General features: G+C 46.8%; 23 protein-coding genes and 1 pseudogene. 21 read left to right on the top strand and 3 right to left on the bottom strand.

Going from position 1 to position 19,162, the window contains the following annotated elements; all coding sequences use genetic code 11:
* A pseudogene (locus tag Q0386_RS05305) lies at positions 1-224 on the top strand (response regulator); the annotation flags it as partial.
* An 85-nt stretch (positions 225-309) separates the two neighbouring features.
* Positions 310-708, top strand: a complete 399-nt coding sequence (locus Q0386_RS05300; RefSeq protein WP_299028100.1) for a YbgC/FadM family acyl-CoA thioesterase — start codon at positions 310-312, stop codon at positions 706-708.
* Here the strand turns inward: Q0386_RS05300 and Q0386_RS05295 are convergent.
* The 3 genes from Q0386_RS05295 to Q0386_RS05285 are packed head-to-tail and all read right to left on the bottom strand — an operon-like array spanning position 696 to position 3,037.
* Positions 696-1,895, bottom strand: a complete 1,200-nt coding sequence (locus tag Q0386_RS05295; RefSeq protein ID WP_299028097.1) for a hypothetical protein — start codon at positions 1,893-1,895, stop codon at positions 696-698. The genes Q0386_RS05300 and Q0386_RS05295 overlap by 13 nt on opposite strands.
* Positions 1,892-2,521: a uracil-DNA glycosylase gene (locus Q0386_RS05290; RefSeq protein ID WP_299028094.1), complete on the bottom strand. Its 630-nt coding sequence runs from the start codon at positions 2,519-2,521 to the stop codon at positions 1,892-1,894. Before Q0386_RS05290 ends, Q0386_RS05295 begins: the two co-directional genes overlap by 4 nt.
* A gap of 39 nt (positions 2,522-2,560) precedes the next feature.
* Positions 2,561-3,037 carry a GNAT family N-acetyltransferase gene (locus Q0386_RS05285; RefSeq protein ID WP_299028091.1) on the bottom strand — a complete coding sequence of 159 codons (477 nt, stop codon included), beginning with the start codon at positions 3,035-3,037 and terminating at the stop codon, positions 2,561-2,563.
* A gap of 135 nt (positions 3,038-3,172) precedes the next feature.
* Between Q0386_RS05285 and rpmH the strand changes: the two genes are divergently transcribed.
* The 19 genes from rpmH to Q0386_RS05190 all read left to right on the top strand — a co-directional run bounded on the left by rpmH (position 3,173) and on the right by Q0386_RS05190 (position 19,091).
* Positions 3,173-3,307 (top strand): 50S ribosomal protein L34, encoded by a 135-nt coding sequence (gene rpmH / locus Q0386_RS05280; protein ID WP_002946826.1) that lies wholly within the window; start codon positions 3,173-3,175, stop codon positions 3,305-3,307.
* A gap of 14 nt (positions 3,308-3,321) precedes the next feature.
* Positions 3,322-3,639, top strand: a complete 318-nt coding sequence (gene rnpA, locus Q0386_RS05275; protein ID WP_122867589.1) for a ribonuclease P protein component — start codon at positions 3,322-3,324, stop codon at positions 3,637-3,639.
* A gap of 2 nt (positions 3,640-3,641) precedes the next feature.
* Entirely contained in the window at positions 3,642-3,983 is a 342-nt protein-coding gene (gene yidD, locus Q0386_RS05270; RefSeq protein WP_298789814.1) for a membrane protein insertion efficiency factor YidD, read from the top strand.
* An 11-nt stretch (positions 3,984-3,994) separates the two neighbouring features.
* Positions 3,995-5,545, top strand: a complete 1,551-nt coding sequence (yidC, locus tag Q0386_RS05265) for a membrane protein insertase YidC (protein WP_298789825.1) — start codon at positions 3,995-3,997, stop codon at positions 5,543-5,545.
* A complete protein-coding gene (locus Q0386_RS05260; RefSeq protein ID WP_299028088.1) occupies positions 5,545-6,672 on the top strand; it encodes a Jag N-terminal domain-containing protein in 1,128 nt (375 codons plus the stop codon). Before yidC ends, Q0386_RS05260 begins: the two co-directional genes overlap by 1 nt.
* On the top strand, positions 6,669-7,988 hold the full coding sequence (gene mnmE, locus Q0386_RS05255; RefSeq protein WP_299028084.1) for a tRNA uridine-5-carboxymethylaminomethyl(34) synthesis GTPase MnmE: 1,320 nt from the start codon (positions 6,669-6,671) through the stop codon (positions 7,986-7,988). The genes Q0386_RS05260 and mnmE overlap by 4 nt, the downstream gene beginning before the upstream one ends.
* Positions 7,989-8,020: 32 nt before the next feature.
* Entirely contained in the window at positions 8,021-8,758 is a 738-nt protein-coding gene (locus Q0386_RS05250; RefSeq protein ID WP_299028081.1) for a hypothetical protein, read from the top strand.
* Positions 8,759-8,790: 32 nt separating this feature from the next.
* Positions 8,791-9,543: a hypothetical protein gene (locus Q0386_RS05245; protein WP_299028078.1), complete on the top strand. Its 753-nt coding sequence runs from the start codon at positions 8,791-8,793 to the stop codon at positions 9,541-9,543.
* The gene (locus Q0386_RS05240) at positions 9,540-10,292 is read left to right on the top strand and encodes a hypothetical protein (protein WP_299028075.1); all 753 of its coding nucleotides are present in this window, start codon (positions 9,540-9,542) and stop codon (positions 10,290-10,292) included. Before Q0386_RS05245 ends, Q0386_RS05240 begins: the two co-directional genes overlap by 4 nt.
* A gap of 345 nt (positions 10,293-10,637) precedes the next feature.
* A complete protein-coding gene (gene purL, locus Q0386_RS05235; RefSeq protein ID WP_299028072.1) occupies positions 10,638-12,827 on the top strand; it encodes a phosphoribosylformylglycinamidine synthase subunit PurL in 2,190 nt (729 codons plus the stop codon).
* 3 nt (positions 12,828-12,830) lie between these two features.
* Positions 12,831-12,962 carry a hypothetical protein gene (locus Q0386_RS05230; protein ID WP_299028069.1) on the top strand — a complete coding sequence of 44 codons (132 nt, stop codon included), beginning with the start codon at positions 12,831-12,833 and terminating at the stop codon, positions 12,960-12,962.
* Positions 12,963-13,048: 86 nt separating this feature from the next.
* The gene (locus Q0386_RS05225) at positions 13,049-14,107 is read left to right on the top strand and encodes a hypothetical protein (protein ID WP_299028064.1); all 1,059 of its coding nucleotides are present in this window, start codon (positions 13,049-13,051) and stop codon (positions 14,105-14,107) included.
* A 4-nt stretch (positions 14,108-14,111) separates the two neighbouring features.
* On the top strand, positions 14,112-14,864 hold the full coding sequence (locus tag Q0386_RS05220; RefSeq protein WP_299028061.1) for a DnaJ domain-containing protein: 753 nt from the start codon (positions 14,112-14,114) through the stop codon (positions 14,862-14,864).
* A 282-nt stretch (positions 14,865-15,146) separates the two neighbouring features.
* Entirely contained in the window at positions 15,147-16,685 is a 1,539-nt protein-coding gene (gene purH, locus Q0386_RS05215) for a bifunctional phosphoribosylaminoimidazolecarboxamide formyltransferase/IMP cyclohydrolase (RefSeq protein ID WP_299028057.1), read from the top strand.
* 175 nt (positions 16,686-16,860) lie between these two features.
* Complete coding sequence (locus Q0386_RS05210; protein WP_002952344.1) at positions 16,861-17,046, top strand: hypothetical protein; 186 nt, start codon at positions 16,861-16,863, stop codon at positions 17,044-17,046.
* A 3-nt stretch (positions 17,047-17,049) separates the two neighbouring features.
* Positions 17,050-17,223, top strand: coding sequence for a hypothetical protein (locus Q0386_RS05205; protein WP_299028048.1), 174 nt, complete (start codon positions 17,050-17,052; stop codon positions 17,221-17,223).
* Between the two features lie 28 nt (positions 17,224-17,251).
* Positions 17,252-17,590 (top strand): hypothetical protein, encoded by a 339-nt coding sequence (locus Q0386_RS05200; protein WP_299028045.1) that lies wholly within the window; start codon positions 17,252-17,254, stop codon positions 17,588-17,590.
* A gap of 8 nt (positions 17,591-17,598) precedes the next feature.
* Entirely contained in the window at positions 17,599-18,801 is a 1,203-nt protein-coding gene (locus tag Q0386_RS05195; protein WP_299028042.1) for a peptidase M50, read from the top strand.
* On the top strand, positions 18,798-19,091 hold the full coding sequence (locus Q0386_RS05190; RefSeq protein ID WP_299028039.1) for a metal-sulfur cluster assembly factor: 294 nt from the start codon (positions 18,798-18,800) through the stop codon (positions 19,089-19,091). The genes Q0386_RS05195 and Q0386_RS05190 overlap by 4 nt, the downstream gene beginning before the upstream one ends.
* The last annotated feature ends 71 nt before the right edge of the window (positions 19,092-19,162 follow it).

Raw genomic sequence — 19,162 nt, 5'->3', positions numbered from 1 at the left:
TAGATACCGACGGCAAATATAAGACGCTCCAGGAAATAGGAGCTAGCGCTATAAAATCCTTTTCTACTAAGCATGGAAAACAGTTTTTGATATACCTAGGAGATAATAAAACCCTAACGGCGAAGGATCTATATAATATTTCGTTTTTAAATAACGAGTTTGGCGGTGGTATAGAAGTAGGCGAGAGGGGCCAATTTTACAGAAAGCTTGACGTAAGAGCGTGATGAAATTTTAACGGCGACGCTTTTATAATCAATCTTTTAAAAAAAACGGGTAAAATGTGCGAGACTTTAAGCATAAAGGCAAGCGATGAAAATACGAATCTACTACGAAGATACCGACGCGGGCGGCATAGTCTATCATGCAAACTATATAAAATATTGCGAAAGGGCACGCAGCCAAATGTTTTTTGATTCGGAGGTTAAGCCTTTTAGCAAGGACGGGCATTTTGTCGTGAGCGAGATTTGGGCGAAATTTAAAAAACCGGCCATCCTTGGTGATCTACTCGAGGTAAAAAATAGCGTGGCAAGCTTAAAAAAAGCCTCCGCGCTCATAAATCAAAAAATTTATAAAATCGCAAATTTAAGCGGCAAATGCGAACCCGAGCTCGTCTTTGAAGCGGACGTCGAGGTTGCGTTTGTTAGCAACCTAAGACCTGCTAAGATGAGCGAGGAGATAGTGGATTTTCTCTCCTCTTATTGTTCGTAAAAGCCGTATTCGCCGGCTTTTAAAACCTTCGTATCATAGATGATCTGCGAGTCCTCGACACTCTCGTTAAAAAGCCTCTGCGCACCGCGGTTTAGGTAGGTCGCGTAGATGTAGTCAAGCCCGGCGCTAGCGGAGTAACCAACCCAGTTAAAGTTCAAATTTTGCCCCAAAATTTCGTTGTTTGAGTCTAGTGCACTGTCGGTTTTAGAAATCGAGTTGGCTATATAGAGCTTTTCTCTATCTTGCGGTTGCATGAGTTTAAAGATGCTCGGCGCGTAGTTTATCTGCGTGCTTAAAAGGGCGTTAAATTTGACGTCGTAAAGGCGCATCTGAGAGCTCACCATCGAGGCTTTTACGAGCGGAACGTTTAGAAAAACGGTCGCGCCGCTTAGTCTCGAGTTACCAGATAGTATTGACTTTAGGTCGGTGACGCCGTTTGCGATCTCGTTTTCGTAGGCTAGCCCGCCGCTAAACTCGTCAGCGTAGCGATTTAGCGCCGCTCCTAGCGCGCTACCGTCAGAAAATGCCGCGACTTGGCCGTTTGAGAAATTTAGCAGTTTTTCGACTTGCCCTTTATAGTCTATACCGCCGAATATCAAATTATCCTGCGGTGAATCGACGCTGGAGATGTGCAGAGTCGGCACAAAAGCCGTCATAGACGGATCTAAAACCTCGTTTAGATATTTTGCGCCAACAGGCGTAAACGGCGCGATGATATAAGCGATATTTTCGCCTCTAGCGCGTGCTAGCGCGCCGTCGATAGCGCTTGGGGCTTCGTTGCCGATGTTGTAAAATTTAACGTCGATAGGGGCATTTTGCCTCACTACATAGGCGATAACCGCGTTTGATACGACGCCGGCGTAGCTTTTTATACTATCTTGCGGGATGATGACGGCGATCTTGAACTCGGCGTTTGAGCTTGGCGTCAAGCTCTCGGTGCCGGCGTTTACGTACGAGCCGTTTAGAGCGTTAAAGGCTTGTAAAATTTCTTGATTGGAGCTTCCTTCGTAGCGAGCTAAAAAGCTGTGCAAAAGACCCTCTCTAACGAGTTCTAATAAACATGTGTCGCTGCATTTAACGGGTTCTAAATTTATATAAATTTCGCTCGCAGGTGGGATATCGGAGGGTTTGTCGCTCCTGGCAAATAGCGCCGAGCAGGTCAATAAAACGGTTAAAATTTTTCTCATAGGTACTCTTTTATCTTTTTTAGATCGCTGAAAAACAGCTCTTTTTTGCTTGGATTTTTCGCTACGACGCTTGGCGAATAAGTCGCCAGAAGGGGCGAGTGTTTAAATTTCATTATGTTTCCCCTTATGGTTTCAAAGCTTTGTGCGCTTTGTTTTATCATTTTGTAAAAAACCTCTTCGCCAAGCGCTACGATGAGCTTTGGCGCGACTAGACGGGCTTCCGCGCTAAAATACGGCTCGCAAAGCTCGTAGGCGTTTGTCGGAGCTTTGGCGGCGGGCTTGCATTTTAGCAGGCTCGTGACGTAAATTTCTTCCTTTTTAAGCCCCGCTAGCTCGTTTAAATTTTGCAAAAACTTATCGTCGCCAGCCAAAAACTCTCCGCTCGCATCCTCAGCGGCGTTTGGCGCGTCAAATACGAAAACTACTTTGGCGCTTTTATCGCCAAAACCCGTTAGCGCCTGATTTGCGCTCTTGCAAAGCTCGCATAGATTGCACTCTTTGATGCTTGCGTTTAGCTCGGCAAGGCTTCTCGGCAAGGCCGCGAGCGAAGGCGAAAAATCGGCAAACTTATATCCGAACGCCCTAAGATAGTAAAGCTCTCTTAAAATTTCGTTTGCGTAATTCATCGCGCGATGATATCCAAAAGGGCGTTAAAAACAGATAAATCAAAGCGCGAGTTTGCTTAAATTTTTGCCGTCCAGGCGGTAGTTTCGCCACTGCTCGGACTGGTTTTTCGCGCCCATTTTTTCATAAAATTTGATGCCGGGCTCGTTCCAGTGCAGGCACGCCCACTCGAGGCGTTGCAGATTTTCGTCCTTGCAAATTTGAGCTAGATGCTTAAAAAACTCTTTTCCTATGCCTTTGTTGCGATGCTCTTTTTGGACGTATAGATCCTCTAAGTACATCCCGCCAAGCCCCAAAAACGTGGAAAAGGTGTAAAAATATATCGCGTAAGCTATGATTTTACCCTCTGTTTCGCAGACTAAAATCCTGGCGTAGTTTTTCTCAAAAACAGACCCCGCGAAAATTTCGGGCGTAAATTTTACTTCATCACTCATTTTTTCATATTCGGCTAGCTCTTTAACTAGCTTGCAAACTGCTGCAATGTCCGCTCTAACGGCTTTTCTAATAACGTAAGGCAAATTTGCTCCTAAATTTTAATAAGCGATTATATTTTTATTATTTTAAAACGAAGTTTAAAAATTTATTAAAAGGATTTTAAGCGATTTGTTGATAAAATCACCGACTTATATCAAAATCACCATAAGGAAAAATTTATGAAAAGAACATACCAACCTCATAAAACCCCTAGAAAACGCACTCACGGGTTTCGCGTCCGCATGAAAACTAAAAACGGCCGCAAAGTGCTAAACGCAAGACGCGCAAAAGGCAGAGCAAGATTGGCCGTTTAAGCAAATTTAGCCCTATAAGTAGCCAAAAGGAGTTTTCAAGCGTCTACAAAGAGGCCATCAAATGGCACTGCGAAGAGGCGATAGTCTTTTTTAAGCCTTGCAATGAAAACAAACTAGCCGTCGTAGCCAGCAAAAAGGTGGGCAAAGCCGTCGTTCGCAACCGATGTAAAAGACTTTTGCGAGCGGTCGTCGTCGAGATTTCAAATGAGCTTGCGGACGGCATTTACGTGATAGTTGTTAAAAACGGGCTAGATAAAAGCTCGTTTTTAAAGCTCAAAAAAAATATCTCTTGGGCTATGAAAAAACTCGGATGTATAAAATCAGGCATATGAAAATGATAAAACAAGCTATTTTATTTTTGATAAAAGCGTATCAAGATTATATCTCTAAATTTACTCCGAAGTCTTGCAGATACTATCCCTCGTGTTCGGAATTTGCCGTTTGGCAGTTCAAATTTAACGGCTTTTTCTCGGCGCTCTTCGCGGTTATTTTTAGAATTTTACGCTGTAATCAACTCTTTAAGGGCGGCATCGACTACCCCATCATTAGTAAAAATTTCGACTCTTTTTTTATATCCAATCAAAATTTAAAATCACACATCGCATTTTGGTTCGTCCCGTATAAAAAAAATAAATTCTACGTTATTAAAAATTTAGACTTTCAAAAGGAAAAATAGTGTTAGACAATATGTCAGTTCAAAAACGCGTGTTATTAGCGACCGTTTTATCTTTTATCTTTTTTATCGCTTACGATTATTTTTTTATTCCTAAAAATTTGCCGTTAGATCAAAATCAAACAGTAGCTGCGCAGCAGGTAGGGCAAGCAAACGCCGCTCCAAGCGCAAATACCGCATCAGGCGCTAGCTCTCCGCAGGCCGCATCGACTCAAAGCCGCGAGATCGCTGTGATAAAGGGCGAACACTTTGAGGCGCGCATAGACGAGCTGGGCAGGATTTCGAAATTTTATTTAAATGACGAAAAATACAAAAACGCCGAAGGCAATCGCATCGAACTAGCAGGTGCTCAGCCGTTACCGCTTGAAGTACGCTTTAGCGACAAAGCTTTAAATGAGCAAGCTTTTAAAGTGGCTTACACGAGCGACGTTAGCGAGATAAATTTAGCCAGCGAGCCAAAAAGTATAGTTTTAACGCAAAATTTGCAAGGCTCTAGCGTAACTAAGAAAATCACGTTTTATCCAAACGGAAGCTACGACCTAGATCTTAGCGTGAGCGCGGGCGAATACTACGTGACTCCGGGTTTTCGTCCAAGCGTCGCTATCGACAACTATACCGTCCACGGCGCGCTGCTTAAGCATAACGACGGCAAGCTAACCATCATCGAGGATGGCGACGTAGACGCGACTGAAAGCTTTAATAACGTAAACATAGCCGCAGCTAGCGACAGATACTACACGGCCTTATTTTTCAAATTTGACGGACTTTTAAATCCCGTCGTTTCAAAAGACGGCGCGGGTAATGCAGTAATATTCGTAAAAGGCGAGCAAAATTTTAAAGCTAAAGGCTACATCGGTGCCAAAGACCACGCTACTCTAAGCCAGATAAACGAGGAGCTTGTGGACGTCATCGAGTACGGCTGGTTTACCTTTATCGCAAAACCGATGTTTGCATTCTTAAATTTACTTTACGGCTATATCGGCAACTGGGGCTGGGCAATCGTCGTTCTGACGCTAGTTATCAGGATCGTGCTTTTCCCGCTAACCTACAAAGGCATGCTATCGATGAACAAGCTAAAAGATCTAGCGCCAAAGGTAAAAGAGCTGCAAGCCAAATACAAAGGCGATCCGCAAAAGCTAAATATGCACATGATGGAGCTATATAAGAAAAATGGCGCGAACCCGATGGGTGGCTGCTTGCCGATACTTATGCAGATCCCGATTTTCTTTGCGATTTACCGCGTACTGCTAAACGCGATCGAGCTAAAAGCTGCGCCGTGGATACTATGGATACATGACCTTTCGGTTATGGATCCGTATTTTGTGTTGCCTATTTTGATGGGTGCGACGATGTTCCTTCAGCAAAAGCTCACGCCGACGACCTTTAGCGATCCTATGCAAGAAAAGATAATGAAATTTTTACCGCTTATCTTTACGTTTTTCTTTGTGACTTTCCCTGCGGGACTTACACTTTACTGGTTCGTAAACAACGTCTGCTCGGTTATTCAGCAAGTTTTTGTAAATAAACTCTTTGAAAAGCACAAGAAAGCCGAGGTAAAGGCCTAATGCGAATCGAAGCTGAAAATTTACAAGAGGCTTTTCAAAAGGCCGCCGAGGAGCTAAACTGCTCAGTCACGGAGCTTGATATTAAAATTTTACAAAACCCGAGTGCGGGATTTTTGGGATTTTTCAAAAAAACAGCGATCATCGAGGCGGTCAAAGAGGGTGCGCATAAGGAAGCAAAAAAAGCCACTCAAGCCCCACGCGAAAACGGTCACAAAGAAAATGGCGGCGAGAAAAAGAAGGAATTTAAGAAAAAAGAGAGCTCTGGCGAAGAGCAAAATCATAAAAGCGAAAAGAAAAAAAATCATAAAAATCGCCACGAACATCACAAAAATCATGCGACAAAGCAAAACGAAACGAGCTCGGCAAACGAGCCTAAGGTCGAAGAAGCACAACTGCAAAAAGAGCCTCAAGTAAAAGAAAAAGAGCAACACAAAAAAGAACAACCTAAAAAAGATAGCAGCAAAAATATCCTCGATCACTCTATAATCGATACCTTTAATAAAAACGACTTTTACGAAGGCGATGAAAAAGCTGCATCTAGCGAAAATTTGGGCTCGCAAGTTTCCACTGGCGAGGCAAATTTGACGCAAGCTGTGCCAAATTTAGCTAAAAAAGAAAAACAAGACTCCCGAGCCGATCGAGCGCAGGCTCAAAAACCAAAAGCCGACATCGACAAAGTCCTGCCTGAGATAAAGCAGGGTGTAGAGAAGCTTTTTGGCGGAAATTTCTTTACTATAAACAAGATAGACGTGCGCAAATTTGATGACGAGACCGTGATAGTCGAGCTTGACGGCGAGGATGCGGCGCTGCTCATCGGCAAGGAGGGCTACCGCTACAAGGCGATTTCGTATTTGCTTTATAATTGGATCAGCTCAAAATACGGCCTTGCGGTACGCCTTGAGATCGCGCAATTTTTGCAAAATCAAGAAGCCGCGATCGATCAGTATCTAAAGGGAATAATCGAGCGCGTAGAGGAAACGGGCAAGGCTAAAACCAAGTCTTTAGACGGCGTTTTGGTTAAGATCGCTCTTGAAAAACTACGCGAAAAATTCCCCGACAAATATGTAAGCGTAAAGTCAAATAGCGACGGGCAGTTCGTAGTCGTTAACGACTTTATCAAAAAATGAACGAGACCATAGCAGCCGTCGCTACCGCGCACGGCATAGGCTCGATCTCTATCATCAGGCTAAGCGGCGCGGACGCCCTTGGCCTAGCTCTAAAACTCACCAAAATCACCTCTCTTGTCCCGCGTTACGCGACTCTAACTAAAATTTACGCCGAAGGCGAGCTTATCGACGAAGCGCTACTTATTTACTTCAAGGCCCCTCACAGCTTCACAGGCGAGGACGTGGTGGAGTTTCAGCTCCACGGCGGATTAGTGGTGGCAAATTTGATCCTGGGCGAGCTCATCAAAAACGGCGCTAGACTCGCGCGAGCAGGAGAGTTTAGCAAGCGAGCGCTCATAAACGGCAAGATGGACTTTAGCAAGATCGAGGCGATAAACTCGCTCATAAACGCAAAAAGCGAGGATAGCGTAAAAATCATCGCCCGCACTATGAGGGGCGACCTGGCTAAATTTGCGGACGAAATCCGCTCCGAGCTCGTAAAAACTCTGGCATTCGCGGAGACTAGCATCGACTATGCCGACGACGATCTGCCTGCCGACCTGCTGGAGAGCATCAGCCAAATGCTAAAACAAAACAGCGCTAAACTAGATAAAATCGTCGCCATAAGTCAGAGCAGAAAAGGGTTGCTCGAGGGCTTTAAAATCGCGATAGTCGGCAAGCCAAACGTCGGTAAAAGCTCGATCTTAAACTCGCTTTTATCTTACGAGCGCGCGATCATCAGCGACGAGGCCGGCACGACTAGAGACAGCATCGAGGAAGCCCTAAAAATCGGCACTCATCTAGTGCGCATCATAGACACGGCAGGCATCCGCAAAAACGCGGGCAAGATTGAGCAGATCGGTATTTCGTATTCGCTGCGGGCTATCGAGGAGGCCGACGTCATCTTGGCTGTTTTTGACGCGTCGCAGGAGGCAGACGAGCAGGATAACGAGATCCTGGAGCTTTTAAAAAACTCGCAAAAAAAGATTTTTTACGTTCTAAATAAATGCGATCTCGGAGTTAAATTTATAAGCCCCGAAAATTCGATAAAAATATGCGCAAAGCAAGGAACGGACGAGATAATAAATAGCCTAAAAGCCTATCTCGACGCGCAGGAGACGAGCGAGATATTATTAAATTCTACCCGTCAAATTTCAAGCTGCGAGGCGGCGAGCGAGGCGATAAAAAGAGCGTTAAATTTGCTAGTGGGGTCCGAACTTGAGCTTTTTGCTTATGAGCTAAACACGGCAATAGAGCAAATCTCGTCAATCACGAAGCCGTTTGAAAGAAGCGAAATTTTAGACGAAATGTTTAGCAACTTTTGCCTCGGCAAATAACTAAATTTACTCCGTAAAAAAGAAAAAAAATAGTGAAAAAAATCTTATCTATAGCCGCTCTAGCTGCATTGCTGGGTGGTTGCATGCCTTCGCAGGATCATCTAGCAAGTAGCGTAGTATCGCCTGAACCGGACTGGATTAAATATCTAGAAAACGACGGCACTGTCGGCGATGTCGCATTTTTCTCAGAAAATTTGAGCGCAACCTACGCGCAAAAAAACGGCGATATCATCGGCATGGCGCTCATAAAAAAAGACGGTCAAAATTTGAAGCTTGGCGATATGTTCGCGCAAAACGGGGTTTCGTTTATAGTTTTAGAGCTTAACGATAAGGAAAAATTTGGCTACCAGTACATAAATATGCGCTATAAAAACGAGCTTGCGACTCTAAGAAATGCTAAAAAGGTCAAATTTTATCAGTTTGGCGGCGGCATATTAGAGAGCGTGGTTTTTAGCGCGGACTCGGGCGCCGTGTGCGAGAGTTTTGCGGCGGGTAAGGTGGTAAAAGCTCATGCCGTGACTAATTATTACGATAAAGAAAGCGCCGACAATAGCGAATTTTTCGCGACTCTGATGGATATCGGAGTAAAAAAGGGCAAAAGCGCCGAGATCAAAAATCTAGACTTTAAATTTTTCGTTAGCGACGGTAAGCTAGCTAGCACGCAGACACGGGCTAGATCGGCGGAATTTAGGAGCAAAGTCATAGATGCCGACGCTAAAAAACAGGAGCGAATCCTATCAAACATCGTTTGCGCCGCGCCTAAAAACTGATCGCTTTTATCAAATTTAAACGCGAGTGCGAGATGAAAAACTTATTTCTAGCGGCTGTTGCGGCCTTGGCGTTTAGCGGTTGCGCGGGCATTACTAGCGGTGCAAACAGAGCCGAGCGCGACATCTCAAATATCGACATTCCCGAGGATAACTGGACGAGATATCTGGGTACGGACGGTGCCATTAGAGAGGTTGCCTTTTTGACGGCGTTTTTCTCTCGCGATTTTCGTACCCAGCCTGAGGATGGCGAGACTATGGGCTTTGCGCTTACTAAAAAAGACGGTGCCAAGCTGCCTTTTAGGCTTGGAGCCGTCTATAAAAGCGGTGGTAGTGCGTTTATGCTAAAAGACGCCGATACCGAGGCGGAGTTTGATCTAAAAGATGAAGCAAGCGTAACCGAGCTTCGGGACGCTCGGCGGATCAAATTTTACGAATTTAGCTCAAATTTGACGACGGTAGCGGTTTTTGAGGCGCCGATTTCGGTTTGCGAGGCGTTTCAAAAAGGCGGTAACGTGAGCGTGAAATCAGCATCTAGCTACTACGACGCGCAAAATTTAGAAAAGCGGCATTTCACAGCCGTTATAACGCAGGCAAAAATTTCCTCCAAAAGCGGCGCGCTACTTTTAAAATCTCAGATAAAAAATTTTACAAATCCAGACGGCCCGCGAGAGGTCGCCGAAAAAACGCATAAATTTGAGGAAAAAATCCAAAACGAGTTGCGCGGGTATGAGCTGACGCTTAATCAAATTTGCGCTTTGAGCGCGAAAAAGAGAGGATCAAAATGAAAAGTACGATGATTTTTAAGACGGTAGCAGCGGCTGCTATGGCACTAATTTTTAGCGGTTGCGCGGCCATCACAGGCGAGATGGGCGGCGAGAGAGCGTGGCGTACGTATATGGAAAACGACGCTAGTATACAGCAGATCGGATTTATAACCGAAACTACGGTCTACGAGATGAGCGGCGGTAAAAAAGAGGAAAAATTCGGCGACTATATAGGTAGAGCCGAGGTGAAATCGCCTGACGAGAGCGACTCGGCGAGCCAAAATCTAGGCTGGGTTTACTCAAGCGGCGACGGTGTAAAAACTCTGATAGTGATTGATCTAGATAGCGGTAGAAATGTGGATTTGAGCGATAAAGACGAGATAAAAAAACTACAAAACTCAAAGAAATTTAAGTTTTACGAATTTGGCGGCGGGATCCTTGAGAGCGCGATTTATAGCGCGCAAAAATCTCCCGTTTGTAAGGCGTTTTTTAGCGGCGAACCTATAAGCGCCAGAAGCGTGACGAACTACTACGTGGGCGCATCTGATGAGTTTTTCGCTACCGTGATCGACGCGAAGATAGTCGGAAACAAGGGATTTGAGATAAAAAATTTGGACTTTAAATTTAACCTGTCAGGCAGCAAATTAGCCGAAGCTAAAGAGCAGGCGATCTCTGCGAAATTTAAACAAGACGTCATCGATCAAGACCTCAAAAAGCAAGGACGCATCCTGCTAAACATACTTTGCTACTATAGTATGCCGAGCAAGTAGGCATTTGCGGCGGGTAATCGCCCGCCGAATTTAGCGGAATATCGGACTTTCTTGCGTCAAATTTAGGGTACTAATATGCTTAAATTTTTAATTTTCCACAGCTACTTTAAATTTGGCATTTATCTAAAATTTGAGTTACTTTCCGAGACCCGCACCTCAAAAATGCCAATTTTTCGGTTAAATTTAGAGCCGAATCAATAACTATAAACAGAATATTTTTAGCTTGCCGTATGAAATTTAGACTCTTGTTTTATTCGCCAAATTTACCCCGCTCTCACTCCTTTGGTTTATCAAGTTTTTATGCGAATTTAAGTAAAATCAACCAAAATTTTTTAAAGGCTAAAAATGGACAAAGCTACCGTAAAAGCGCACAAAATCAGCGATCAAGAGTATGAGGAGATCCTAAAGATCCTAGGCAGAGAGCCAAATTTGCTCGAGCTTGGGATATTTTCCGCGATGTGGAGCGAGCACTGCAGCTACAAGTCGAGTAAAAAGTACCTAAACGGCTTCCCGACCAAGGCGCCGTGGGTGATTCAGGGGCCGGGCGAGAACGCGGGCGTCATCGACGTCGGAGGCGGCGTTGCGGCGGTGTTTAAGATGGAGAGCCACAACCACCCGAGCTTCATCGAGCCTTTTCAGGGCGCGGCAACGGGCGTGGGCGGGATACTGCGCGACGTATTTACGATGGGCGCGCGGGTCGTGGCGAATATGAACTCGCTGCGATTTGGCGAGGTGAGGGGCGAGAGCGAAAACGCGAAAAAACAGCGCTATCTGCTAAAAGGCGCGGTCGCGGGCATCGCTCACTACGGCAACTGCATGGGCATACCTACTATCGGAGGCGAGACGACGTTTGATCCTAGCTTTAACGGTAACATCCTAGTAAACGCATTTGCGCTTGGGCTTTGCAAGAGCGACGAGATATTTTACGGCAGAGCCGAAGGTATCGGCAATCCCGTGATCTATGTCGGCTCAAAGACCGGTCGCGACGGACTCGGGGGCGCTGTGATGGCTAGCGATAGCTTTAACGACGCGAACAAATCTCTGCGCCCGACCGTGCAGGTAGGCGATCCGTTTGCCGAAAAGCTGCTGATGGAGGCATGCTTGGAGCTCTTTAAAACCGACTACGTCGTGGGTATCCAGGATATGGGTGCGGCAGGGCTAACGTCTAGTAGCTTTGAGATGGCCGGACGCAGCGGCAGCGGTATGAAGATGTATCTAGACCGCGTACCTATGCGCGAGACGGGCATGACGCCGTACGAGCTAATGCTGAGCGAATCTCAGGAGCGTATGCTCATCTGTGCCAAAAAAGGCTGCGAGCAAAAGATACTTGATATATTTAAAAAGTGGGACCTCGACGCCGAGATCATCGGCGAGGTCACGGATAGCGGCGTGATGGAGCTTTATTGGCACGGCGAGCTAGCGGGCGAGATACCGATAGCGCCGCTTAGCGAAGCCTCTCCTGTGCTTGACCGACCGACCGCGCGTCCAAAATACCTAGACGAAATCAAAAATTTACAAATCCCCGAAAACGTCAATAATAAAACCGCGTTTTGGAAGCTACTTGGTGAGCCAGAGGTGCTAAACAAATCGCTAATCTACGATCAATACGACGCAAATATCCAAACGAACACGATCAAACAACCGGGGCTTCTCGGGGCTGCGGTTATCCGCGTAAAAGAAACGGGTAGGGCGATCGCGATGGCGGCGCAGTGCGATCCGCGGGCAAATTTCGTTGGTCCCAAAATCGGCGCGGCTAGAGCGGTCGCGGCTGCTGGACGAAAGGTCGCGATGAGCGGAGCGACGCCACTAGCCATCACCGACTGCCTAAACTACGGCAACCCGCAAAATCCCGAGGTCATGTGGCAGTTCGCGCAGGGCTGCGAGGGCATCAAAGAGGCTTGCCGCGAGCTAAATACGCCTGTCGTCAGCGGCAACGTGAGCCTGTATAACGATACCGAGGGCGTGAGCGTCTATCCGACGCCTGCGATCGTGACGGTGGGCGTGAACGAGGACGCAAACGCGAGCCTACCGAGCGTCTTTGCGCGCGCGGGCACGGCGATATACGTGCTTGGCGAGACGAAGGGCGAATTTGCCGCGTCGCTCTACGCTAAGGCGCTATTTGACGCGGTGGGCGGCGAGCTATCCGCAGTGGACTACAAAAAAGAGCGCGCGTTGTGGGATTTGGTCATCGAGGCAAATAAATCGGGTGCGCTCGAGTTTGCAAACAGCGTAGGCGTGGGCGGCGTGGCCATAACGCTAGCTAAAATGGCATGCCTAAGCGGACTTGGCGCGGAGTGCAAATTTGACGTTAAAAAGCCGAATTTCATATTTGACGAGAGCTTTTCGCGCGCGATCGTCGGCGTAAAAGACGAGGCTAAATTTCAATCTCTAGCCGCAAAACACGGCGTCAAATTTGAAAAAATCGGTAGCGTGGGCGGAGATAAATTTAAGCTAAACGATATCGATGAAAAGCTAAGCGACGTGAGCGAGGTTTATTTTAATAAATTTGCCGCAATCATCCGCCAAGAGGACTAAAATTTGACGCCCAATTTTGGCGAGGCGGGTTTGGCCGAGCTAAATTTGAGTGGCGTAAATTTGACGCTTGCTAAATTTAGCTTGCCTCGGCGATGTTTATCCGCGCGCTTTGGCGTCAAATTTGATCAAATTTAAGCAGCTCGCGATGATGATCCGTGATCTTGCCGAGCTTGCAGGCGACCGTAAAAGTAAAATTTAACACGAATTTGAAAGGAAAGTAGATGTCTTGGAAAGACTTTTTAAATAACAAAGAGGACGAACAGCCGCAAAAGGAGGGCAGAGGAATGGATCAAAAAAGCGTAGCTAAGCCGCCGGTGCTATTTAGCGAGACTCAGCAGGTATTAAAAGCGGTCGAGGCCAAACTGGGCGGCACGCTCATCACATACTACAACTCAAACGCGGGCAGCGTCTGCGGCAACGACGCGAGCGCGATGTATGAAATTTTAAAGGGCAAAAAGATAGAAAACGCATTTTTGTTCATCAAAAGCGACGGCGGCAGCGGTATCGCGGCGCTTCGTATCATCAGCACTCTGCGAAACTACTGCAAAAACATCACCGCTCTCATCCCTGCTAACTGCGCGTCGGCAGCGACGATGATGGCGCTAGGCGCAAACGAGATCGTGATGGGTCCGCTAGCGTATCTAACCGCAGTCGATACCTCGCTAAAGCACGCGATGAGCCCGATAGATAACGGCAACGAGCGCGTTAGCGTGTCGATGGACGAGCTAAACCGCGTGATAAAACTATGGAAAATGCACGAAAAAGACAACGACGAAAACCCGTATAAATCGCTATACAACTATATCCATCCGCTGGTTTTTGGCGCAGTAGACCGTGCCAGCTCGCTCTCGCTAAAGATTTGCTGCGAGCTTTTGCGCTATCACATGAACGACGAATCAAAGATCCAAAACATCTCCGAGCGCCTAAACAGCGACTATCCGGCGCATGACTATCCGATACTTTTCCGCGAGGCCGAGGAGATCGGACTGCACGTGCAAAAGATGGACAACGAGCTAAACGAGATGCTGCAGGAGCTCACGCTTCTTTACTCCGAGATGGGACAGCGCGCGTTTACCGACTACGACGAGAACAGCTACCACGACAACAACATCGCCAACATCATCGAGGCAAACGGCAAGCAGATTTATTATCAGATCGACAAAGATTGGTTTTATCGCCCCGACGAGCGCCGCTGGAACGTGATGAACGACGAGAGCTCGTGGCGTAAAAACGAGCTGGTCGGCGGCAAGCTCAAAAATACGATTTATCATTTATGGTGATATTTTGAATTTTATTTTTTGGTTTTTGATCTTTTGCGGGATTTACTATCTGGTCTCAAATTTTAGCCAAAATCCCGCAAATTTAGGCGGTTCGCGAAAAAAGGCGATGTTTGAGGAGGCTAAATTTCTAGTTAGTCTGCTCGCCAAAGTCGCCAAAAGCGACGGCAGAGTAAATGAGCTAGAAGCTCGCCTCATTAGCGAGACGCTAGACGATATCACTCTAAGGCTCGGTAACGACGCAGCTATGAGAGCGGAGCTAAAGCAGATCTATAACCGCGAAAAAGAGACGGTGCATAACGCCTATTTTATCGCGCGGCAGTACCGGGATCGCTTTCGTCTGAGTCAAGACGCCGTGGCCGCGAAGATATCGTTTTTGTTAAATTTGGCCTATATAGACGGCGAATTTAGCAAAAGCGAGCGCAATATCATAGAGCAGATTGCCTCTGGGTTTGGGCTTAACGAGATCGATTTTTGGTCGATTTTAAAGAGATTTGACGATTTTTACGGGCAAAGGCGGCAAGATAAAAGAGGCCAGAGCAATCCGTACGTAAAACGCGCTAAAAGCCCTTACGACGTGCTTGGACTAAAAGAGGACGCGTCCTTTGACGAGGTAAAAAAGCGCTACCGCGAACTCGTAAAAAAATATCATCCAGATATCCTTATGGGGCGCGGCGAGAGCGAGGAGATGATAGAAAAGAGTACTCGTAGGTTGCAAGAGATAAATGAGGCGTATGAAACCATAAAACAAAAAAGCTAGCCTTTTGAGTGTCTTTAAATGAGTTTGAAAATTTGGGACTGCGGCAGACCATCTGTCTAGCCTTGCCCAAATTTTCTGCACAACATTTAAATCCATCTCAAAATTCTACGCTTTTGGGTTCTTAAAATTTAATCAAATTTCGGCGCGGTATCTTGCGATGAATTTAAATGTTGCGACGAAATTTTCGACCGAAGATAGAACATGTAGTTCATCGAGGGAAAAAAATTTCTAGCTCATTTAAAGGCGCGCAAGAGACAAGTCGGCAAAAGAAAGGGAATATAAATGAGAGCATTAATCAGCGTCAGCGACAAAGAAGGTATCGTAGAGTTTGCCAAAGGACTCGAGCGACTCGGTTTTGAGATATTAAGTACAGGCGGCACGCACAAACTGCTAAAAGAGCAGGGCGTAAAGGCGGTCGAAGTTAGCGAATACACCGGCTCGCCCGAGATGTTTGAGGGGCGCGTAAAAACCCTGCACCCAAAGATCCACGGCGGCATCTTGCACAAGCGAAACGACGCAAACCACGTGAGCCAAGCCGCACAGCACGGCATCGGCGGCATCGATCTAGTTTGCGTAAATTTATATCCGTTTAAACAAACCACTATCCGCACAGATGATTTTGACGAGATCATTGAAAACATCGACATCGGTGGCCCTGCGATGGTGCGCTCGGCGGCTAAAAACTTCGCCAGCGTTTATATCGTCACTAACCCGCTTGATTATGACGAAGTTTTGCGCGTCATAGGAGGCGCGGATGAGAGTGAAAAGGCCGTTTTTAGGCGAAATTTGATGATAAAAGCCTACGAACACACCGCGGCATACGACTCGATGATCGCAAATTATATGAACGAGCGCTTTAACGACGGCTTTGGCGAGATGAAATTTATCGCCGGTAGCAAGGTTTTTGATGCGCGTTACGGCGAAAACCCGCACCAAAAGGGCGCGCTATACGAGTTTGATTATTTTTTCAGCAACAACTTCACCGCGCTAAAAGGCGAAGCTAGCTTTAACAATATCACCGATATAAACGCGGCTTTAGCACTAGCAAGCAGCTTTGACGCCGCGCCTGCGGTCGCCATCGTCAAGCACGCTAACGCTTGCGGCTTTGCCGTAAAATCAAATCTGCTAGAAAGCTACGTAGAGGCGCTAAAATGCGATCCCGTCTCGGCATACGGCGGCGTCGTGGCGATAAACGGTACACTAGACCGTGCCTTGGCAGAAAAAATCAACGAAATCTACGTCGAGGTTATCATCGCCGCAAACGTGGACGAGGACGCACTCGCGGTATTTGAGGCTAAAAAACGCATCAAAATTTTCACTCAGGGCAATAAATTTTTACAGCGCGCAAACGACAAATACGACTTCAAGCACGTTGACGGCGGCTTTGTCTATCAGCAAAGCGACGAGGTAAAAGCTAGCGAGCTAGAAAATATGAAACTGCAAACCGCGCGCGCAGCCAGCGAGACCGAGCTAAAAGACCTCGAAATCGCGTGGAAAGTCGCGGCGCTCACGAAAAGTAACTGCGTCGTTTACGTGAAAAACAGCGCCGTCGTCGCCATCGGTATGGGTATGACGAGTCGCGTGGATGCCGCGCGTGCGGCCGTGGCTAAGGCGCGCGATATGGGGCTTGATTTACGCGGTTGCGCGCTTGCTAGCGAGGCGTTTTTCCCGTTCCGCGACAGCATCGATATCGCAAGCGAGGCGGGCGTGAAGGCCGTGATACAGCCCGGCGGCAGCATACGCGACGACGAGGTTGTAGCTGCGGCAAACGAGCACGGCATGGCGATGTATTTTACGGGCGTGCGCCATTTTTTACACTAAAATTTGATCTTTTGATGGCGAGGCGGCGTAAATTTGACTGCGCCGTTTTGCCGCTTTAAGTTTATTGATTAGCGGCGCACTTGCTCCGCTTTTGCTCAAATTTGACTTGCTCGCTTTTAAATTTGGACTGCGATTTGCTTGCGCTTTGGAGATTAAATTTAATTGAAAGCGATTTATGAAGCAAATTTTGATTTTCTTGGTATTTTTGGCGGGGCTTTATGCGGCCAATATCTATGTAAACGGCGAAAAGGTCGGCAGCAGCGACCAAAACTCGACCTATAACGGCGAGAGCAAAAACGAAATCCTAAAACAAGAGGGCAAAAAACAGCTCTGCAAAAAAGGCTACAAGCAGTACTGCTAGACGGTGCTTTATCTTTTAATCGGCGGTCAAATTTATGCCGCCAAATTTTATCTCATCTCAAATTTCATACCTTCAACGCTCGGGTTTTGCCGCTCAAATTTGACGTCGCGTCCGTCAAATTTAAAATTTAATCCCTTAAGCAAGGTCAAGACGCTCGCGCGCAAAATAAGAGTATAATTATCCAAATTTAAAACAAGGATAAAAAATGAGCGATTTTTTCAAAGACGCCGAGCAGTTTAACGCCGAGGGCGCGACGGTGCCGTTTTATAGATATAGCCAGGGCGGCGTGGATTTCGTCGGCTTTGACAGCCGTCCGTGCGTGCCGCCCGAGCCTATGGTAAATGCGCTGGTAGCGATCAAATTTGCAAACCAAAACACTAAAATCGTGATGGTAAATCATAAATTTCCAGCCGGTCTGATCCCTAAAATAGAGGGGCAGTTTGATGTCGAGCGCGAGGATCTGGAGGGCGGGGCGGTCAAGATGACCTTTAGCCTAAAGCAGGGCGCGGACGTCAAAAACGTAGATGCGAGCCTTTGTCACTGAGATAGGTCATGCTTTTAAACACCTTTGCGCCGCCTTTTAAGCTGGTGGGCGGTTATTTTATCGCGGGCATTTGTTTTTTGATCGCGAGCATTCCCGCCTTTTTCGCGGCGGATTTTGAGATGATAGCGGGGCTTGAGACGGCGGGATTTTTGCATATATTTTTCGTCGGATTTGTTATGAGCATCATCATCGGCGCGCTATATCAGCTAACTTCTGTGATTTTAGAAAAGCCGTTTTCGACGATCAAGGGCGCGATGCTAAATTTAGCCGTCTACTGCGTAGGGATCGCTGCGATGGGCTACGGGATGATCAGCGGCAAGACGGGCTTTATACACGGCGGTGGCATGGCGCTTTTTCTCGCGCTACTGTTTTTTGGCACGACCTATATCGTTAGCTTTATGGACAATGAAAAAAAGAGCTTCGCGGCCTTTATGCTTTTTGTTTCGGCGATATTTTTACTCGCGGGCATCTCGCTTGGATTTTGCCTTTTGATGATACTTTCTGGCACTTTGCCGATGGATTTTATGTTCGCGCTTAAATTTCACGTCTATTTCGTACTCGGCTTTGTTTTTTTCATCATCGTAGGCGTGGCGACCGTGCTGCTACCGATGTTTGCCCTGGCGCACGATCTAAAATTTACGCTTAGCAAATTTGCCTTCGGGTTTTATATTTTGGCTGGCGTTTTACTCTTTTTTAGCGAAATTTATGCGTACTTTGCGTTTGGAGCGGCGATTATTTGCTTTGTCGCCGAGGCGCTATATATCCTAAAAAAGCGTGTCCGCAAAGCGTATGATTACTGGAATGTAAATATCGCTCTTTCGCTTGTGGCCTTCGTGCTATTTTGCGTTTTAGTCGCGGCGGATAGATATGATATGGCGGTGTTTATGCTGATTTACGGCTTTTTATTCGCATTTATCGCGGCTCATCTTTACAAGATCGCGCCGTTTCTCATCTGGTATCACTATGTAGCGCCGTTCGTGGGTAAGACAAAAGTGCCTTTACTAGATCAGATGATCCTTAAAAAACCCGCATATATCGGCATCGGCTTTAACGCTCTTGGACTCGCGCTCTACGAGCTTGGCGTCTGGCTGGAGATAAAATCGCTCGCGCACTGCGGCGTGGCTTGTCTGCTAGTTAGCATCGTTTTAGTTGCGATAAATGTGATAAATGTTTTTAAATTTACGAAATTTGGAATAAAGGAAGAAAAATGAAAGAAAAAATCTATGCCGCACTCTCAAATATCGTCGATCCCGAGGTGGGCTTTGATATCGTGTCCTTGGGGCTCATTTACGACGCGGTTTGCGACGAGAACGGCAAAGCAAAGGTCACGATGACGCTATCCACGCGCTCATGCCCGCTGCACGAGATGATACTTGGCTGGGTAGAGACGGCGGTGCTAAACGTCGACGGCGTAGAAGAGTGCGAGATAGACCTCGTATGGGAGCCTGCATGGAGTATCGAGATGGCGAGCGACGAGGTGAGGGCGGCGCTGGGAGCGTAAATCTAACGCTGGATGCGAGCAAGCTTTACTACGATCCACAAAGCTCTCAGGAGGAATTTAGCGGCTGGGGA

Origin of the sequence: uncultured Campylobacter sp., assembly GCF_938045625.1 — a bacterium.
GTDB lineage: Bacteria > Campylobacterota > Campylobacteria > Campylobacterales > Campylobacteraceae > Campylobacter_A.
This window is presented reverse-complemented; position numbering and strand designations above follow the sequence as displayed.

What these genes read in the sequence shown, in the direction of transcription:
- Q0386_RS05190 (WP_299028039.1), top strand. Translation starts at nt 18,798, where the DNA reads ATGAAAGAAAAAATCTATGCCGCACTCTCAAATATCGTCGATCCCGAG.
- Q0386_RS05290 (WP_299028094.1), bottom strand. Translation starts at nt 2,521, where the DNA reads ATGAATTACGCAAACGAAATTTTAAGAGAGCTTTACTATCTTAGGGCG.
- Q0386_RS05245 (WP_299028078.1), top strand. Translation starts at nt 8,791, where the DNA reads ATGAAAAACTTATTTCTAGCGGCTGTTGCGGCCTTGGCGTTTAGCGGT.
- mnmE (WP_299028084.1), top strand. Translation starts at nt 6,669, where the DNA reads ATGAACGAGACCATAGCAGCCGTCGCTACCGCGCACGGCATAGGCTCG.
- Q0386_RS05195 (WP_299028042.1), top strand. Translation starts at nt 17,599, where the DNA reads ATGCTTTTAAACACCTTTGCGCCGCCTTTTAAGCTGGTGGGCGGTTAT.
- purH (WP_299028057.1), top strand. Translation starts at nt 15,147, where the DNA reads ATGAGAGCATTAATCAGCGTCAGCGACAAAGAAGGTATCGTAGAGTTT.
- Q0386_RS05225 (WP_299028064.1), top strand. Translation starts at nt 13,049, where the DNA reads ATGTCTTGGAAAGACTTTTTAAATAACAAAGAGGACGAACAGCCGCAA.
- rpmH (WP_002946826.1), top strand. Translation starts at nt 3,173, where the DNA reads ATGAAAAGAACATACCAACCTCATAAAACCCCTAGAAAACGCACTCAC.
- Q0386_RS05295 (WP_299028097.1), bottom strand. Translation starts at nt 1,895, where the DNA reads ATGAGAAAAATTTTAACCGTTTTATTGACCTGCTCGGCGCTATTTGCC.
- Q0386_RS05200 (WP_299028045.1), top strand. Translation starts at nt 17,252, where the DNA reads ATGAGCGATTTTTTCAAAGACGCCGAGCAGTTTAACGCCGAGGGCGCG.
- Q0386_RS05300 (WP_299028100.1), top strand. Translation starts at nt 310, where the DNA reads ATGAAAATACGAATCTACTACGAAGATACCGACGCGGGCGGCATAGTC.
- Q0386_RS05260 (WP_299028088.1), top strand. Translation starts at nt 5,545, where the DNA reads ATGCGAATCGAAGCTGAAAATTTACAAGAGGCTTTTCAAAAGGCCGCC.
- Q0386_RS05210 (WP_002952344.1), top strand. Translation starts at nt 16,861, where the DNA reads ATGAAGCAAATTTTGATTTTCTTGGTATTTTTGGCGGGGCTTTATGCG.
- Q0386_RS05240 (WP_299028075.1), top strand. Translation starts at nt 9,540, where the DNA reads ATGAAAAGTACGATGATTTTTAAGACGGTAGCAGCGGCTGCTATGGCA.
- yidD (WP_298789814.1), top strand. Translation starts at nt 3,642, where the DNA reads ATGATAAAACAAGCTATTTTATTTTTGATAAAAGCGTATCAAGATTAT.
- purL (WP_299028072.1), top strand. Translation starts at nt 10,638, where the DNA reads ATGGACAAAGCTACCGTAAAAGCGCACAAAATCAGCGATCAAGAGTAT.
- yidC (WP_298789825.1), top strand. Translation starts at nt 3,995, where the DNA reads ATGTCAGTTCAAAAACGCGTGTTATTAGCGACCGTTTTATCTTTTATC.